This window comes from candidate division KSB1 bacterium (genome assembly GCA_016214895.1).
Lineage (GTDB): Bacteria > Electryoneota > RPQS01 > RPQS01 > RPQS01 > JACRMR01.
In genome coordinates this window covers 272,700-290,508 of record JACRMR010000012.1, presented here as the reverse complement: position 1 = coordinate 290,508, position 17,809 = coordinate 272,700, and the positions used below count along the sequence as shown (strand labels likewise).

Sequence of the window (17,809 nt, the reverse complement as noted above, 5' to 3'; positions counted from 1 at the left end):
GGATGTGAATGGCTCATTCCCAAGGGCCAGGTGTTGAGTTCGGCACCTGGCCCTTTTGGATTTTTGCATGGCGTCGCCGAGGCGTGCGTCCTCGCGCGGCCGGAATCGGGGAGTCACCGCCGAGCAGGGATTCCTTCGCCGAGCCGTGCGTCCTCGCGCGGCCGGAATCGGCGCGTCACCGCCGAGCAGGGATTCCTTCCCTGCCGGAATCTCGCCCAACCCGTCCCGCCGAGCAGGGTCTCCAGACCCTGCCGGAATCTGAGTTTTCAATTTTCAATCTTGGATTTTTCTTAGTGTTTATTGACCGCGCGAAAATCAGAGTCAAGGCCGGAGACGGCGGCAACGGCTGCGTGTCGTTCCGCCGCGAAGCCTATATCCCCTCTGGCGGGCCCGACGGCGGCAACGGCGGGCAGGGCGGTTCGGTCTTGATCGAGACCGATCCGCAGTTGCACACGCTGCTCGATTTCCATTACCGCACGAGCTTCAATGCCGATCGCGGTCAACACGGCCAAGGCTCGCGTTGTACGGGCAAGTCCGGCGAGGACCTCACGATCAAAGTCCCGGTCGGCACGCGCGTCTTTGACGGTGATGAGCTGTTGGTGGATCTGAAAAAGGTCGGTCAGCGCTTCTGTCTTGCGGAGGGCGGTCGCGGCGGTCGCGGCAACGCGGAGTTCAAGACGCCGACGAATCGCGCTCCACGTCGCTCAACCCCCGGTACGCACGGCGCCGAGAAGACGCTGTACCTCGAATTGAAGTTAATGGCGGATGTCGGTCTCGTCGGCCTGCCCAACGCGGGGAAGTCCACGTTGCTCTCCGTCTTGACGGCGGCGCGGCCGAAGATCGCGCCATATCCGTTCACGACTCTACATCCGAATCTGGGCATCGTGCGTCCCTCCGAATTCGAGACATTTGTGATCGCCGATATTCCCGGTCTGATCGAGGGTGCTTCGGACGGCCGCGGCCTCGGCTTTGAATTCTTGCGGCATATCGAGCGCACGCGCGTGCTGGTCTTTCTGGTTGACGCGATGAGCGAACATCCGAAAGCGGATTTGAAAGTTCTGAAGGCGGAGCTGAAGAAATGGAATCCCGACTTGGCCAAGCGTCCCTCCCTCGTGGTGCTCTCGCGCTGCGACTTGCTCGAAGGGGCGGCACCGCCGCCGGGACCGTGGAAACAGCGGATCTCGTCCGCGGACGGCGAAGGCCTCGAGACGCTGGTGGCCAAGCTTTGGAAGCTGCTGCAATCCGCTCCGGTTCCCGAGATCTTCCGCGCACCCGAGTTTGCGATAGAGGCCAGGCCGGCGCACGATGACGACGACGAGTGAATCCATGGCGAACCGCGACGAAGTCGTTGCCCTGCTGAATCTGCTGAGTGTGGAGGGCATTGGACCGACGACGGCGGTTCGTCTCGTGTCGAAGTTCGGTTCCGCGATTAGGGTGTTTTCGGTGACGGAGCACGATTTGCGTGACATCCCGCGCTTCAGCGAGACGCTGGTGGCTCGCTTGCACGCGGCTCGCCCGGACGCCAAGACCGGTGCGATTCAGTATGATCGCGCGCTCGAACTGGGGGCGCGGATCTGCACGTACTGGGACGAAGACTATCCGATCGCGTTGAAGCAAATCGAGAGCGATGCTCCGGCGGTCCTGTTTATTCGGGGTTCGTTTCCGGCCACGGCGAAACGCTTGGCGGTAGTAGGCACTCGCAGCGCGTCGGCCTATGGCAGCCGGGTGACCCGGGATCTCATACTCGGGATGCGGGGCAGCGGATTTCATATCGTCTCCGGGCTGGCCTCCGGAATCGACGGCTTTGCCCACGGCGCGGCGATCGAGGCCGGGCTGCCGACCGAGGCGGTGTTCGGCTGCGGCATCGACATTATTTACCCCTCCACTCATGTCGAGCTCTCCGAACAAGTGGTCGCGGCGGGCGGCGCGCTACTCTCCGAATATGCTCCCGGCAAGCAGCCCGAGCGCACGACGTTTCCGCAACGAAATCGCATCATCGCCGGTCTGAGTCTGGCGACGCTCGTCGTCGAAGCCGGCGACACGTCCGGCGCGCTCATCACCGCGAACCTCGCCGTGGACTACAATCGCGAGGTGATGGCGGTCCCGGGTGCGATCAACAATCCGAAATCCCGCGGCTGTCATCGTCTGATCAAGGACGGCGCCGCGTTGGTCGAGAAAGCGGAAGACATTCTGCAACTGCTGGACAGCCGCTTGAATTCACGGCAGTATCAAGTCGCGCAGCAGGAGCTGAATCTGGACTTGCCCGCTTCCGAGCGCGATCTGCTGACCGCGCTGCACGTCAGTGAAGCAACGCACATCGATGTGTTGTCTGACAAATTGAGTCTGCCGGTCGGCGAAACTCTCGGTCGGCTGTTAATGCTGGAACTGAAAGGCATCGTAAAGCAATTACCGGGGAAGTACTTTGTCCGCGCATGAAATCGCCGCCCGGGTCATTGCCCCGGATCTGATTCGCGACTGCAATGTCGTGCTGTTCGAGGACCCGGCCGTTGAAACCGACCTGTTTCCGCTCGCGGTCACACGTCCCGCCTGGGAAATTCGCTCGGGGATGGGCTGCCTGCGGGAATGGGTCGTTCAATCGCTGGACTTCGGCCTCGGGCTGCGGCTGGCCCCGCGCGCTCATCTGTCCGGTATGGCAACATATCTCGCCCCGTCTGACTCGGATGATTGGGGAGAGGATTCCGATGTGCTGTTTCTGAATGGCCGGGTCATTGCCATGTGGCCGGAGGGCGAGGCGCAGACCGGGCAACTTGGAACGGTGGTCGATGAAGCAGGCTGTGCATTGTGGTCGCGCCTGCCGGCAGTACAGGCGGCGAAGTTCTTGCGCCTGCCGGGAACCGAAATTGCGACTCGCCTCGTTCAAGATTCAAGGACGACGCCGGTGACCGGAGCGGGTTATGCCATTCGCTATGCTCGCTATAGTTGGGATTACATGCGGCATAATGCCGAGCTGCTCGGGCGCCAGCTGTTGTCTCAGGGCAAGACGGCCATCGAGCTGTGCGGCGCGCATCTCTTGCGGGAACCTCCGGCCGGTGTACAGGTCACGGACAAGGTGAACGGATTCCCGGTGTACGCCGGGGCTGGCGTCAAGCTGATGCCGGGGACCGTCTTCGGGAATCAGCATGGCCCGATCTGGATCGGCGCCGGAACCGAAGTCGAGCCGCATACGTACCTTGAAGGGCCACTCTATGTCGGGCCGAACTGTCGCATCAAAGCGGGCTGTCGGTTGTATCACGGCACCAGTCTCGGCCCGGTCTGTCGCGTGGCCGGCGAGATCACGGAGTCGATCATGCAGGGCTATTCCAACAAGCAGCATGACGGGTTTCTCGGCAACAGTCATCTCGGATCATGGGTAAATCTGGGCGCGGATACGCGCACGTCCAATCTGCGCAACGATTACGGGGAAGTGAAGGTTCAAATCGGTCCCTACCGGATTCCCACGGGCCAACGCTACATTGGTCTGTTGGCCGGAGACCATGTTAAGACCGGCATCAATACGATGTTCAACACGGCGACGGTCGTGGGGCCGGCGGCCAATGTGTATGGTGCCGGCTATCCGCCGCAGTACATTGAGAGTTTCATGTGGGGCGGCAAGGACGGTCTGAAACCTGGCGCGCTGGATCGCACGCTGGCGACGGCGCGGTTCGCGATGTCACGGCGCGGAATCGAATTGACGGACTTCGAAGTGGAGTTGCTATCACGGCATTACGCCGAACGGATCACGGAAGGAACACGCGCATGAAGCGGTTGTCAACGGTCGGGTTTCTGCTGGTATTCTCACTGGGGATCGTGACCTTCATCTGGGGGCCCGATTTGTTCGCCGAGGGCGAGAATGTCGGCATGCAGCTTCAAAAGCTGAACTACATTCTCCGCACCGTACGCGATAACTATGTCGAGGATCCGGAGGAATCCAAGATTCTCGAGGGTGCGATCCGCGGCATGCTCGAGGAGTTGGATCCGCACTCCGTGTATATACCCGCCGAAGAACAGAAAAAGATCGCCGAACAGTTCAAGGGCGAGTTCGAAGGCATCGGCATTACCTTCTCCATCCAGAACAAATGGCTCACGGTCATTTCGCCGATCCCCGGCACACCGTCGGATCGCCTCGGCATTCGCGCGGGGGACAAGATTGTGAAGATCGACGGGGTATCGGCCTACGGCATCTCCAACGACGAAGTCTTCTCCAAGCTGCGCGGCAAGAAGGGGACGACGGTCAATGTCACGATCAATCGACCGGGGATTGAAGTTCCGCTGGATTTCACGATTACTCGCGATACGATTCCGATTTTCAGTGTGGGCGCGGCCTTGATGATGCCCGACAAGGAAACGGGTTACGTCAAGATCAATCAGTTTACCGGGACGACGGACAAGGAAGTCATTCACGCGCTGGACAGTTTGCAGGGCTTGGGCATGCGCCAGCTCCTGCTCGACCTGCGCGGCAATCCCGGCGGCTATCTCGATCAGGCCTGGAAGGTGGCCGATCTATTTCTCCCCCGCGAGAACATGATGATCGTTTACACGAAGGGCCGCACCCCGCGCTCCAATGCGGAGTACCGTTCCACGGGGATTGGCGGGAAGTACGATGTCCCGGTGGTCGTGCTGATCAATCATGGGAGCGCGTCGGCCTCGGAAATTGTCTCCGGTGCGATTCAGGATCATGATCGCGGCTTGGTCGTCGGCGAGCGCAGCTTCGGCAAGGGCCTGGTGCAGACGCCGTATCCGATGCCGGACGGATCGGCGGTCCGGATCACGACGGCGAAGTACTACACGCCTACGGGCCGTTGCATTCAGCGTCCGTACGACGGCAAGAGCGACCAGGACTACGTCGCGGAAGCCTATGCGGACGACCTGCTCGACCCGACGCCGGCGCACGAAGACACGGTGAAGCGCGAGACTTATAAGACGGACGGCGGTCGAGTTGTCTTTGGCGGCGGCGGCATCACGCCGGATTCCACGATTCACTCGGGGAAACTGACCGGCACCACTGCTCGCCTGCTTTCCAAGCGCGTGTACTTCGATTATGCGACGGATTTTGCGGTCCATCATCCGGACCTCGGCCAGGACTTCGACAAGTTCTTGAATGACTTTGAAGTTACCGACGCCATGCTCGGCGAGTTCCGTGCCCATGCCGCGACGGACAGTATCGAGATCAAAGAAGACGAGTGGACGAAAGACCTTGAGTTCACGAAGAACAACCTCAAGGGCGAGCTGGCCGGAGTTCTGTTCAATGACCGCGACCTGTATGTGATGGTGCGCTTGCAGACCGACGATCAGGTGGCCGCGGCCCAGCGGATGTTCGGTGTGGCCAAGGACCTTGCGGCGGGCGCCGGCCTGATGCCCAAGTAGTCCTCTGCTCAAGTTTGGAATCGCACTGTACGATTGGACCCCAGAAGGGGCAGGCTTCGGGGCCTGCCCCTTCGTGATTGTGAGGGTTCGCCGGTGATTCCGCACAATTCGCCCCGATGCAAGCACTTAGAGCCGGGCGAATTGGGCTTGGCCGTGCAGATGTCGCGTTGAACATATGTATTCCGGGCCGGGGTTAAGCGGCTGTTAAGACAGTTTTAACTTGCTCTTTTACGAGCGGTTAGCTATATTCAAGCTTCCATTTGACGGATTTCCCAGATCATATCAGCTGCCTCAGGATCGGTGTTCCCGAGGCCTAAACTCCCGTCCTCAGTTCGGCGTCTAACGACTGAGACACTCCACTTTCGACAACTGAGCCTCGCGGTGTTTAAGTCTAATAGCAACCCATTCTCGATAATCGCCTCGTTGATCTGCCTGGCGCTCACTGCGTTTGCCGGACCGAGTCCTGAAGTCCAGCAGGCGGCCGAAGCGGCCAGTCATGGCGAATGGGACCAGGTCGTACAAATCCTTGAACCGTTCGTTCAGACCAACTCGAACGAGGCGGCGTTCTCGCTGCTCGGTGACGCCCGCATGGCGCTCGGCGATACGGCCAGAGCCGTGCAGGACTACACTCAAGCTCTCGCCGCGAATCCGAAATACCCGCAGGCGGTCCTCGCGCTCAGTGGCTACTACCTCCAATCCGGGGGCGTCGCCGATGCCGACCGGATAGTGGGCGCTGCCGAGGCGAAGGATCCGAAGGGCAAGATTGACGAAATCAAGGTTGCTCGCGGCCAGATACTTGCCGAACAGGGCAACATGGCCGAGGCCACGAAGGTTTTGTCCAGCGCGACTCAGAAGAATCCCAAGAATCCGCTCTATCCGCAGATTCTGGCTCGTATTTATGCAGACCAGAAAGTGTGGCAGCTCGCCGCGGATAATTACGCAAAGGCCTGGGATTTGGCTCCGGGCGACGCGAACATTGGTTTCGAGTATGCCCTCGCACTGCAAGAGCTGAAGCAATACGACGACGCGCTGAAGTTGTTCAAGGTCGTGCAGGAAAAGGACCCGAACAACAAGACGGTCGATTATTTAATCGGGCGTCTGTACTATGCGGGCAAGCAGTGGGCGGAAGCGGCGACGCAATTCCGACTGTCGGGCGCGAAGCGTCCGGATCACTTCCTCTCTTTCCTCTTGTTGGGCAAGAGCTACATCGAGTTCTCGAAAGCGGAGAAGAAGAATTTCTATCCCTCCGCAGTGGACGCCTTTCGACTGGCCTTGGCCTTAAAGCCGGATCGTGCCGATGTGCGCGGGCAGTTGGCGGACGCGCTCGCGAATATGGGCAAGATGATGTTTCTGGTCGCGAATCAGGACACGGCCAACAAAGCTCCGGCCAAATATGATTCCAGTCTCATCGTCCTGCACGAGGCGCTGCGGTTTGACACGTCGCTGGCCGGCGCCCACGGACAGATTGCCCGCGCGTTTGACAAACGCGGCGATCTCGATTCGGCGCTGATCTATTCGCGTATCGAGTACGATCGCAACCCGGCCGACCGCAACGAGCTGTCGCGGCTCGTGAGTTTGCTGCAACGCACGAAGCGGCAGAAGGAATTGACTGAACTGCTGGCACCGCTGATGTCGGATAGTGTGGTGCTCGACAAGTTCGGCGGGATTCTGGTCAATGCCTACATCGAAACGTCGCAGTGGGAGCAGGCGAAGGCGACCGCGGATCAGTTGACCGCGAGTTACCCGGACAAATGCGACGCGCATCAAATCCGCGCCTACATCTTTCTGCGTCGTGAGCAGTTCAGTCAGGCCATCGCCCCGCTGCTGGACGGGGTGAAGCACTGTCCGGACAACAAGGAACTTTGGGTCCAGCTTGGCGACTCCTACTATTTTGCGGACCCGAAGAACAAGGGCACGGTTTCCAAGGCGCTCGATGCCTATCGCCGGGCGGCTTCGCTGGGCAGCGGCGACGGTCGCGACAAGGCGAAGCAGATCGAGACGATTCTCACCCAGCTCAAGTAACAAATCACTTTCCCACTCTGGTTCTAAGGAACAAGGAAGATCGGCATGAAGCAAGGTACATTTACCGTCATCACGCTCCTGCTCGCGCTCGTGATCTCGTTTGGCCTCTACTACGGCGTGTTGCCGGCGATGGATAAGGGCGTCGAGGAGACCCCGCTGATTCACCAGATTCGCCTCGGGGGTATTCTGGTGCCCTTCTTGATTTGCATCACATTGATGTTGATCACCTTTATCGTCGAGCGTCTGATCACGCTGAAGAAGGCCGCCGGCACGGCGCCGTTGACCAAGTTCTTCTCCGATTTCATCAAGCATGTCCGTGACGGCAAATACAGCGACGCGGCCGGCCTCTGCGACAAGCAGCGCGGTTCGGCGGCGGCGGTACTGAAGGCGGGGGCGGAACAGTATCTGCGGATGGCGAGTGACAAGGGTATGGGGCAGGAGAAGCGGCTCGCGGAAACCCAGCGGGCCATCAACGAAGCTCGATTGCTGGAAGTGCCGTTCCTGGAGCGCAACCTGATCGCACTCTCGACGATCGCGTCGATTGCGACCATGGTCGGCTTGCTCGGCACGACGATCGGTATGATTCGCTCGTTTGCCGCCATGTCCACGCAGGGCGCGCCCAATGCCGCCGAGCTGGCCAAGGGTATTTCGGAAGCGCTCGTGAATACGGCGCTTGGTCTGTTCGCCGCCATTTTGGGGATCGTCGCGTACAACTTCTTCGTCAACAAGGTTGACCAGTTCAACTACTCGATCGACGAAGCGGCCTATCTGATGGTCGAAATCCTGAAAGAGAAGGACGCGGTCTAAATTCGTTCGGCCTTCGGGTCTCCCCCTGCTTTGTGGCGGGACCACGGGGGGCCGGAGTCGGAGTGTTTCACCCCCACGAATTAACCGCATCAACTCATGGCAGCACCCAAGAAAAGACGACTTCCCGTCCGCATCGACATGACGCCGATGGTGGACGTTGCGTTTCTGCTGCTGATCTTCTTCATGTCCACGACCGTGTTCAAGAAGCCATCGGAAGTGGAAGTGGAGACGCCGTTTTCGCATTCGGCGTTCACGCTTCCGGAAACCGGCGTCATCACGATCACGGTCCCGAAGGACAATCGCATCTTCATGACGCTCGGCGTCTCGACGCTCGACGTGCAGTTCGGTCTCGCCGCCATTGAGGGCCGCGCGGCGCACGGTGTGGTCTTCAAGCCCGAAGACCTGCCGGCCCGGATCAACGAGTTGCAGCTCGCCCGTCTGGTCAACCGCGTGGTGATCAAGGCCGACGCCGACGCGGAGTACGGAACGATCGAGCAGGTCATGAACGTCTTGCAGAAGAATCAGCTTAATATCCTGAATCTGGTGACCGAGCTGGAAGAAGAGTACGGCGGCGCCGGCGCACCCACGGACGGCGAAGCTGCGCCGGGTGCGACGAGCGCGGCGGTGGGAGGATAGATGGCAGGCGATGTAACTGAGAAAAAATCATCCGGCGGCGCCGGCCCCAGTTGGAAGCGCCCTCGCACTCCGATCCGCATCGACATGACGCCGATGGTGGATATCGCGTTTCTGTTACTGATCTTCTTCATGGTGACCACGGTGTTCCGCTTGCCGCAGGCCATGGAAATGGTCTTACCGGAAAACGATCCGAACAACCCGCCGCCGACCACGAAGGTTTACAAGAACAAGCTAATCACGTTCCTCGTGACGGAGCGGGATTCACTGGCCTATTTTATCGGCGACAGTCCGCCGCGCCCGTTGGTGTGGGACAGTCTGCGTCCCGTGCTGTTGGAGCGTCGCGAGATTATCGGCGATAGTCTGACCGTGCTCGCGCGCATTCACAAGAAGGCGAAGTACGAGTCGATGGTGAACTTGATCGACGAATTCAATGTCGCGAAGACCACGCGGTTTTCGATCGACCACTTTACGACCTTCGAAGATTCGCTGTTGCGGATGGCCGGTTTCCAGACCTCTGGCCCGGCGGACTTGCCGGAGCCTGAATACGCCACTGGACCGGCGGAAACTGAGTAGCGGTTGCCCGAATCCCGGCGCCAACCGCCGGGGAGGACTACGATGGACCTAATTACACAACTCGAACAAGGCCGCTACGGCTCGTTTGAGCTCAAGCATTTCGTGGGCAGGAATTTGTTCCGCGGATTGGTGGTGAGCTTCCTCATTCACAGCGTGGTCGTCGCGTCGCCCTATATCATGACGCTGTTCAAGAGCGACATTCCCGAGCCCGATCGCGTCATCGTGATCGATCCGTCGCAGCTCACCAAGCTCAAACGGCAGCAACAGGAGAATGTGGAGACGGTCAAGATCGAGCGTCCCAAGATCGCGCCGCCCAAGGCCGCGATTCCGGTTGCCGTCGAGGAAGATGAAGTGATCGAAGAGCCGCAGCTCATCGCATCACAGGAAGAGATCATTGCTGCCGTATCCGGTGACGATGAAGGCTTGGAGATCGATCCGAATGCGACGGTGGTGATTCAGGAAGAGAAGGACGAAGCGATTCCCGGCTCGGACGTCTTCACTCCCTATGAAGTTGCGCCGCAGCCGCTGCCCGACTTCATGCCGCAGCCGGCCTTCCCCGAAATGGCCAAGCTCGCGCAAGTTACCGGCAAGGTCGTCGCGCAGGTGTACGTCGATAAGAAGGGCGAGGTCAAGAAGTACAAGATCGTCAAAGTCGATCCGAAGGACCTCGGCTTCGAGGACGAGGTTGAGAAGATCATCATGAAATGGAAATTCACACCGGCCATTCAGCAGGGTAACCCGGTCGGCGTGTGGATTGCCATTCCCTTCAACTTCAAGTACAAGAAGTAGCGAGCGTAGCACCCACCTTGGTGGGTGCATCCGGGAAACGCGGATCGGAAACGGCCCGGCGCCTTGGCGTTGACACCGCCGCGCGTCATCAGCAACTGGAGATTCACCCCGGCGATGCAGCAGGGAACACCGGTCGGGGTCTGGGTGGTGGTTCCCTTCAAGTTCAGGCTCGGTAAATAAGCCGGGCGCCACAGCCGCAGCGCCAGCCGGTCGTTGTGCGAGTCAAGGAGTGCCTTCCGGACTTTGTTAGCGTATTAGCGTCTTGGTGGCACTTGTCTCCAAGTGCCCCTCGGAGCGTATCATCGCGAATGATTTTTTACGCACAGTTCGGACTGGGATCTGACCGCAACACACGGACCCGCGCGACAGCGCCGTGCATCACATGCAAGTGATTTCACGCTGGGTGTTGCCGATCGCAATGGTTGCGGTCGGCATTGCCATTTTATCGGGGTTGATCTTGCGCGAGCTCCCGGCGGGACTCGGAATCCGCCCGATGCTCGGAATCATCACCGTTCTGCTCGGAGTGCATCGCTTCGTGGCCGCAAGATCTGCTCCCCCGCGCGACAAACGCCGCTTCGGCGGAGAACGGAGACGCCCGTGGGAACGCTGACCGTGCTACCGTTCCGCGCCGGGTCTGCCGTCCCGGCCGGAGCACGCAGCTTCGCGCTGCTCTGCTTGCTTCTGCTGATCAGCTGCGGTCCGCGCCAACCCGCGGAGTCCATGACTGCCGGCCATGCGATCATCGGCGCATCGGACGCCGTCTTCGATGTCGCCTGGAAACTCTCGGCGGAATACCAGTCGATCAACAAGGGCGCCTTTGTGGATATCGTGCGCGGGCTGAACCGCGAACTCGTGGATTCGCTGGTCAACAAGGACACGGATCAGATCTTTCTCGACCGGCCGTTGACGTCCGCCGAGTCGCTGGCGATGGGCCGGCAGAATCTGAAGATCTACACTTATCCGGTGGCCTACTATCCGGTCTTTCTGCTCGTTGACACCGGGAACTCGGTTCGTTCACTCGACAGTGCGCAGCTACGCAGCATTCTGACCGGCGAGTTTCTGAACTGGAAATCAGTTGGCGGTCCCGATCTGCGGATCACGACCTACGCGCCTCCCGCGGGAGAAGGGGCCTGGCAAGCCGTGACCGCGTTCTACCGCAATCTCGATTCCGTGGTGGCGGTCGAGTGTCCGACCGCTCAGGGCATGCTGGACAGTTCCCGGGGCGATCCGGGAGCGCTGCTGATATATGCTCGCCCGCTTGAAAGCGCCCCCGTCCGTCGCCTGCTGTTTCGCCGGGACGGCGCGGAGATCCCGGCCAACGTCAAGCAGATTCTCGAATCACCCGTTTACCCGTTCCACATCGAACTGATCTACGTGACTTCGCGCAGCAAGCAGGATGTGGCCGCGGGCTACCTTACCTATGCGGTCAGTAATCTTGGTCAGCGCAGAGTGATGAACCTCGGCTATCGCCCCGCGTCCGTCCCGGTGCGCGTGGTCAAGATGCGCAGCAATTAACTCTCGTTGCAATTCGGAGTATTCCGCCTTGAAGAACACGGCACTCACGCACATTCACGAATCACTCGGCGCGAAGCTGGTACCGTTTGCCGGCTACCTGATGCCGATCCAATACAGTTCAATCCGTGCCGAACACGTTCGCGTGCGCACGACGGCCGGGGTGTTTGACGTCTCGCACATGGGCGAATTCATGGTTACCGGGAGTGACCGTGAAGCGTTCGTCGATCGCGTAACCGTCAACGATGTGAAAGCCATGAGCATCGGTCAGGTCAACTATTCCTGCATGTGCCTGCCGACCGGCGGCATCGTTGACGATCTGCTCGTCTATCGCTTTGCCGATCACATCATGCTCGTCGTCAACGCGGCGAATATCGACAAGGATTGGGACTGGCTGAAGTCCAATGTTTCGGGCGAGATGAAACTCACGAATCGCACGGACGAATTCTCGTTGCTGGCCATTCAGGGTCGTTCGGCCGCCACAATTGTCGGCAAGCTGGCCGACTGCGATGTATCCGGCATCAAGTACTACTGGTTCCGCGAGGGCCGTGTCGCCGGCGCTCCCGCGATCATCTCGCGCACGGGCTATACCGGCGAGGACGGTTTCGAACTCTATCTCGCGAATTCCGATGCGGAGTCGGTCTGGCACGCCCTTTTCGAGACGGGCAAGCCTTACGATCTCGAACCGATCGGCCTCGGCGCGCGCGACAGTCTTCGTCTCGAGATGAAGATGTGTCTCTACGGTCATGACATCAACGAGGAGACCAATCCGCTCGAAGCCGGCTTGGGTTGGATCACCAAGTTGAACAAGGGTGACTTCGTCGGTCGCGAGGCCCTGCTTAAGGTCAAGGACGCCGGTTTGACACGCAAGCTGGTCGGTCTGGAGCTCGAAGGCAGCGGCTTCCCGCGCGATGGTTACTCCGTACTCGACGCTTCCGGCGACGCCGTAATCGGGCACGTCACCTCCGGTACGGTCTCGCCGATGTCGAGCAAAGGCATCGCGATGGCCTACGTCCCCGTCGCGCAGAGTGCGATCGCATCCGCGCTGCGCGTGGATTGTCACGGCAAGTTGTTGCCGGCGCGCGTCGTGAAGACGCCTTTCTACCAGCGGCCCTATTAATTGCTGCGCCGCCCCGCGCCGGGTCGCCGGACCCTGCTGGAATCTGCATCCGTAGTGTCGTACCGCAATGCGCACCCGGCCGCGGCTCCGGTCTGCGGGATCCCGGTATCAGAGCATTGCCCTCCCGCCCAGTGATCGCCAGATCTGACGTCGGTCGCATATTTCGTATCCAGCAACTTCGGAACCAGCATGACAATGATTGAGATCAAAGTGTACGGCTCGCCGCGGGAAATTGTTGACGACGACTTGCGCGGTCATTCGGCGGTCGTGATCGATGTGCTGCGCTCGTCGGCGACGATCACGCATGCGCTGACCAACGGTGCGCGCGAGGTGATTCCGGTCGTGACGCCCGCTGAAGCCGGCGAGCTGGCCTCGCGGACCGGGCGCGGCGTGAGCTTGCTTGGCGGCGAGCGTGACGGCAAGAAGATCGAAGGCTTCGACCTGTCCAATTCGCCCGCGGAGTATTCCTTCGACCGCGTGAATGGCCGCATCATCGTCTTTGCTTCGACCAACGGCGCGCCGACGCTGGTTCGCGCCCGCGCCGCCGAACGCGTTTATCTCGGCGGTTACAACAACTACTCCGTAGTCTTGCAGCGGCTGATCGACGACGACCGCCCCGTGGTTCTGCTCTGTTCCGGCAAGCTCGAGCACTTCTCGATGGAGGACTTCGTCTGCGCCGGCATGTTTGTCGAAGGATTGCTCGACGGCCTCGGTGCTCGCGCGCAGCGTTCCGACAGCGCGCGCGCGGCGCAACTGCTTTATGAGAAGTACAGCTCCGATATTCCCGCGCTGCATCGCGAGTGCAGCCACGGTCAGTTCCTCGCCCGGATCGGTTACGACGAGGATCTGGAGATCTGCGCGCGCGTGGACACGCATCCGATCATTCCGACGTTTATTGAAGGCAAGATCAAAGCGTTTCGCCTGAATGGCACCCCGCTCACCGAAGTCGCAACCGTCCCGGCCTGACGCGTCGCCCGCGTCATTCCTCTGGGGGCTGGCACTCCTCGTGCTGGCCGCTCTCGTATTCCTGTCCGTCGTCAGTTTCTCCGAGCTGGACTCTCCGGTCTGGGGCGAAGCGCACGAGCACAACTGGATTGGCTATTCGGGAACGGTCATGAGTTACGGCCTCGTGACACTGGGACTGGGCCGCTGGGCGGCTTTTGGAATCGCCGGCTTGATCGGAATCTGGGGGTGGACCCTGCTGCGCCGACTCGATTGGCGCAAACCCCTTCAACATACGCTCTTCATCGCGGTCCTCACAATCTGGACGTCCGCCTTCATCGGCGTCATCGGCCAACTCTTTCCGCTTGAGGCGACGGCGACGTTCCAACATTGCGGCGCGTTTGGCTTTGAGTCAGCGGAACAACTCCGCGACTTCCTCGGCAGTTTCGGCGCCGTGGCGGTGCTCGTGGTCCTCGTGATCGCCACTTTCGCTCTCTACATCGCGGGTTTCGCGCACTGGTTCGAATCCAGAGTCAACACGGCGATTGAGAAAACGGCCGCGGTCAGAGTTCCTAAGCCCGGATGGTTTAGCCGTCGCGACTCCGACCGTGAGCATGATCCGGACTTGCGTGAACCGGACGAAGCACTTCCGCCACTTCCGCCGCTGCTCTCGAGCGACCGCGCGGATGGTCTCCCCGGACGGCTGATTCAGAATCTGGCCAAGCCCGGTGCCTCGAAGAAGGACAAGCCCGCCTCCCCGGCGCAGCTCGCGATTCAAATCGAGGACCGCACGGGCTACGTGTTCCCGCCGGTGGATCTATTCAATGCCTCCAAGAGTGGCACGGTCATTGGCATGCCGCCGGACGAGCAACAGCGCAATTCCGAACTTCTGGAGAAGACGCTGGCGACGTTCGGTGTGCAGGCGAAAGTCGTACGCGTCAATCCGGGTCCGGTGATTACGCGCTTTGATCTGGAGCCCGCGCCCGGCGTAAAAGTCTCGCGCATCGAAGCGCTCGCGGACGACATCGCCCTGGCGCTGCGCGCTCGCGGCCTGCGCATTCAGGCTCCGATTCCCGGCGTCGCCGCCGTCGGCGTCGAGTTGGCGAATGTCAAACCCGCGATCGTCACGTTCCGCGAAGTTGTCGAGTCGGAGCAGTATCAGCAGTCTGACACGAAACTGCAAATCGCGCTCGGCCGCACCGTGCAGGGAGAGATCTTCACGGCGGACCTTGGCGCCATGCCGCATCTCCTGATCGCGGGTACGACCGGCTCCGGCAAGTCGGTCTGCATCAATACGATCATCGCGTCCATTCTATTGCGCGCGACCCCCGATGACGTGCAGTTCGTGATGATTGATCCGAAGAAGCTTGAACTCTCGGCTTACAACGAACTGCGCAATCACCACGTCACGCATCGTCCGGACTTGTCCGAGTATGTGATCACGCGTCCCGACGAAGCCGTGAAGGCCCTGCGCAGTTGTTTGCTCGAAATGGAACGTCGCTATGATCTCCTGGCCGAGCGCGGTGCGCGTCAGCTCTCCGAGTACAACGAGATTGTGCGCGCCGATCCCGGCGAACTGGGTGACCAGCCGCTGCCGTTTATTGTCGTCGTGATCGACGAACTCGCGGACTTGATGGTGACGGCCCAGCGCGAAGTCGAGGAACCGATCGCGCGGCTGGCGCAGCTGGCGCGCGCGGTCGGTATTCATCTCGTTGTCGCCACGCAGCGCCCGTCCGTTGACGTGATCACCGGCGTGATCAAGGCGAACTTCCCCGCGCGCATCGCCTTCCGCGTGGCGATGAAGGTGGACTCCCGCACGATCCTGGACACCAATGGCGCGGAAATGTTGCTGGGACAGGGCGACATGCTCTTCCAGCATCCCGAAGAGCCTGCGCCAATCCGCGTGCAAGGTGCGTTGCTTACGTCACAGGAGATCTCTCGCGTCATCACCCACATTGTCAAGCAGCCGGCGCCGCGCGCGAAGCTGGTGCTCCCGGTGGAGGCGGACGAGGGGGGCGAGGGCGGCGGCATAACGCTGGACGCCGGGGACCGGGATCCGCTCTTCATGGAGGCGGCAAAAATCGTTGTGCGGACCGGGCAAGGTAGTGTTTCGATTCTTCAACGTCGGTTGAAGGTCGGTTACAGCCGCGCCGCCCGCCTCATTGACCAGCTTGAACGCGCGGGCATTGTCGGGCCCTACGACGGCTCGAAAGCGCGCGCCGTGCTCGTCGATGAGCACTTTTTTGACACTGAGTTCAATGATTAGAATCCTGCTAACCCTTGTCATCTCCGTTTCCAGCCTGTCCGTGGCGGCCGACGACGCTGCGCGGGTCTATCGGGACTTGGAACGGCATTTGCGCACGTTGTCGTCGCTGGATATCCACTATCAGGCCGCCGGTACGGCCTTCGCCGACGGTCCGGTCTCGGGCAGGATGCTCTGGCTGAAGCCGGACAAGTTCTATCACGATACGCCCGACTGGACACTGTGCGAACATGACGGTGAGCAGTGGCGGCACCTCAAGGCTCAGAACACGGTGATCCTCGAGTTTTCTGCCGAGCGCGAGTGGTTGCCGGAGACGATGCTCTTGAATCTGAGCAAGGATCTGGATGCCGCGGGACTGGATATCGAGCCTGATGGCCGCATGCTGTTGCGCTTGACATCGGATGACGCGACCGCGCCCACGAACATCGTGCTTGAATTCGCCGCCGGTTCCGCTCACCCCGACGTCATTCGCTACCTCCAGCCTGATGGCGCCGAAGTCAGCTATGCGATCAAATCATGGGACGAACGCGCGCAGCCTGCGGCAAGTCTCTTTGTGACTCCCGAGGTCCCCGCGGAGAATCTGATCGACTTCCGCCTCACCAAGCCCGAGCGCTGAGCGAGTAATCCTGAATATGCGCGGTTCGAAACTTCTCGTCAGCCTGGTCCTGAGTCTGTTCTTTCTCTATCTGACCGTTTTCAAGCCGCACCTGGGCGAGCTGTTCTCGGCTACGGCCGGGCCGGGCGCAGCACTCTTTTCCGATCCGCGTTTCGCGATTTCAGATCTGGGCCGCGTGCTGACGCAGGCCCGTTGGTCATGGATTCTCCTGACGGGAGTCGTATTCATGGCCAGCTTGTTCATTCGTGCCTGGCGCTGGCGCCTGATGCTGCGTCCGCTCGTGCGCATCAGCTTCTGGCGGACCTTTGGCGCGATGAGTATCGGCTACATGGCCAATAACGTGCTGCCGCTGCGCATGGGCGAGGTGTACAAGGCGCAGGTCGTGCACCAGCTTTCGGGATTGTCGCGCACCGCGGCCTTCGGCAGTATCGTGCTCGAGCGGCTGGTTGATCTGGTCTTCATGATTCCGTTCATTGGTCTCGCGGTCGTGTTGTATCCGCTGCCGGGCGTGGTGCAAAAGGCCGCGTATGCGAGTGCCATCGGCGCCTTCGCGGTGACCGGTTTCTTTGTCTGGCTTGCGCTGGATCGCGCGCCGGCCATGCGGTTCGCGGGGAAATGCCTGAAGCTCGTGCCATCGCGGTTGTCCGCGGGAATTCTGCAGGCGCTCGACCGCTTCACCGACGGCTTCGTCGTGTTGGGCAGGAAGGAGGCGCTGCTCGGACTGGCCGCCAGTTCCATCGTCATGTGGGTGATGTACGTGACGATGGTTTACTGGGTGATGCGCAGCGTGGGTCTCGTCGAGCCGGGTTTGCCGTTGATCTGGGACAATCCGCTCGGCGCGACGATTGTGATTCTGGTGATTACAACTTTCGGATTGGTCATGCCGGGCGCGCCCGGCGCGGTCGGGACGTATCACGGCGTGGCGGTCCTGGCGCTGAGTCTGTTTGGCGTGCCGGGTGATCGCGCCGTAGGCTTCGCGGTGCTCTTGCACGCGCTGAACTACATTCCGCTGACGGCGCTTGGCCTGTTCTTCTTCTGGAAACACGGGCTTTCGTTCAGTGGGTCGAAAACGTTGGCGGCGGAATTTGAGGTGGAGACGCACGCTCCGCATGCTCCGGTGGACGTGAGCAAGCGGAAACTGCCGATGTCCTAACGATCGGGTAAC

The 17,809-nt window shown here is 60.6% G+C and carries 16 protein-coding genes; all 16 read left to right on the top strand.

Annotation, left to right across the window (positions count from 1 at the left end; all coding sequences use genetic code 11):
- Positions 1-8 precede the first annotated feature (8 nt).
- The 16 genes from obgE to HZB60_07395 all read left to right on the top strand — a co-directional run bounded on the left by obgE (position 9) and on the right by HZB60_07395 (position 17,797).
- Positions 9-1,322, top strand: a complete 1,314-nt coding sequence (obgE, locus tag HZB60_07470; GenBank protein MBI5059599.1) for a GTPase ObgE — start codon at positions 9-11, stop codon at positions 1,320-1,322.
- Between the two features lie 4 nt (positions 1,323-1,326).
- Entirely contained in the window at positions 1,327-2,436 is a 1,110-nt protein-coding gene (gene dprA / locus HZB60_07465; protein MBI5059598.1) for a DNA-protecting protein DprA, read from the top strand.
- Positions 2,423-3,760, top strand: coding sequence for a hypothetical protein (locus HZB60_07460; protein ID MBI5059597.1), 1,338 nt, complete (start codon positions 2,423-2,425; stop codon positions 3,758-3,760). The genes dprA and HZB60_07460 overlap by 14 nt, the downstream gene beginning before the upstream one ends.
- Positions 3,757-5,364, top strand: a complete 1,608-nt coding sequence (locus HZB60_07455) for a S41 family peptidase (protein ID MBI5059596.1) — start codon at positions 3,757-3,759, stop codon at positions 5,362-5,364. The genes HZB60_07460 and HZB60_07455 overlap by 4 nt, the downstream gene beginning before the upstream one ends.
- A 381-nt stretch (positions 5,365-5,745) precedes the next feature.
- Positions 5,746-7,386 carry a tetratricopeptide repeat protein gene (locus HZB60_07450; protein ID MBI5059595.1) on the top strand — a complete coding sequence of 547 codons (1,641 nt, stop codon included), beginning with the start codon at positions 5,746-5,748 and terminating at the stop codon, positions 7,384-7,386.
- A 45-nt stretch (positions 7,387-7,431) separates the two neighbouring features.
- Entirely contained in the window at positions 7,432-8,193 is a 762-nt protein-coding gene (locus HZB60_07445; GenBank protein MBI5059594.1) for a MotA/TolQ/ExbB proton channel family protein, read from the top strand.
- 96 nt (positions 8,194-8,289) lie between these two features.
- Positions 8,290-8,829 carry a biopolymer transporter ExbD gene (locus HZB60_07440; protein ID MBI5059593.1) on the top strand — a complete coding sequence of 180 codons (540 nt, stop codon included), beginning with the start codon at positions 8,290-8,292 and terminating at the stop codon, positions 8,827-8,829.
- A complete protein-coding gene (locus HZB60_07435; protein ID MBI5059592.1) occupies positions 8,830-9,402 on the top strand; it encodes a biopolymer transporter ExbD in 573 nt (190 codons plus the stop codon).
- Positions 9,403-9,444: 42 nt separating this feature from the next.
- Positions 9,445-10,191, top strand: a complete 747-nt coding sequence (locus HZB60_07430) for a TonB family protein (protein MBI5059591.1) — start codon at positions 9,445-9,447, stop codon at positions 10,189-10,191.
- 24 nt (positions 10,192-10,215) lie between these two features.
- A complete protein-coding gene (locus HZB60_07425) occupies positions 10,216-10,371 on the top strand; it encodes an energy transducer TonB (GenBank protein ID MBI5059590.1) in 156 nt (51 codons plus the stop codon).
- A 432-nt stretch (positions 10,372-10,803) separates the two neighbouring features.
- Entirely contained in the window at positions 10,804-11,706 is a 903-nt protein-coding gene (locus HZB60_07420) for a substrate-binding domain-containing protein (GenBank protein ID MBI5059589.1), read from the top strand.
- A gap of 28 nt (positions 11,707-11,734) precedes the next feature.
- Positions 11,735-12,823 carry a glycine cleavage system aminomethyltransferase GcvT gene (gene gcvT, locus HZB60_07415; protein MBI5059588.1) on the top strand — a complete coding sequence of 363 codons (1,089 nt, stop codon included), beginning with the start codon at positions 11,735-11,737 and terminating at the stop codon, positions 12,821-12,823.
- A 195-nt stretch (positions 12,824-13,018) separates the two neighbouring features.
- Complete coding sequence (locus HZB60_07410; GenBank protein MBI5059587.1) at positions 13,019-13,789, top strand: 2-phosphosulfolactate phosphatase; 771 nt, start codon at positions 13,019-13,021, stop codon at positions 13,787-13,789.
- Positions 13,749-16,031, top strand: a complete 2,283-nt coding sequence (locus HZB60_07405) for a DNA translocase FtsK 4TM domain-containing protein (GenBank protein ID MBI5059586.1) — start codon at positions 13,749-13,751, stop codon at positions 16,029-16,031. Before HZB60_07410 ends, HZB60_07405 begins: the two co-directional genes overlap by 41 nt.
- Positions 16,024-16,644 (top strand): hypothetical protein, encoded by a 621-nt coding sequence (locus HZB60_07400; protein MBI5059585.1) that lies wholly within the window; start codon positions 16,024-16,026, stop codon positions 16,642-16,644. Before HZB60_07405 ends, HZB60_07400 begins: the two co-directional genes overlap by 8 nt.
- 16 nt (positions 16,645-16,660) lie before the next feature.
- Positions 16,661-17,797 carry a flippase-like domain-containing protein gene (locus HZB60_07395; protein ID MBI5059584.1) on the top strand — a complete coding sequence of 379 codons (1,137 nt, stop codon included), beginning with the start codon at positions 16,661-16,663 and terminating at the stop codon, positions 17,795-17,797.
- The last annotated feature ends 12 nt before the right edge of the window (positions 17,798-17,809 follow it).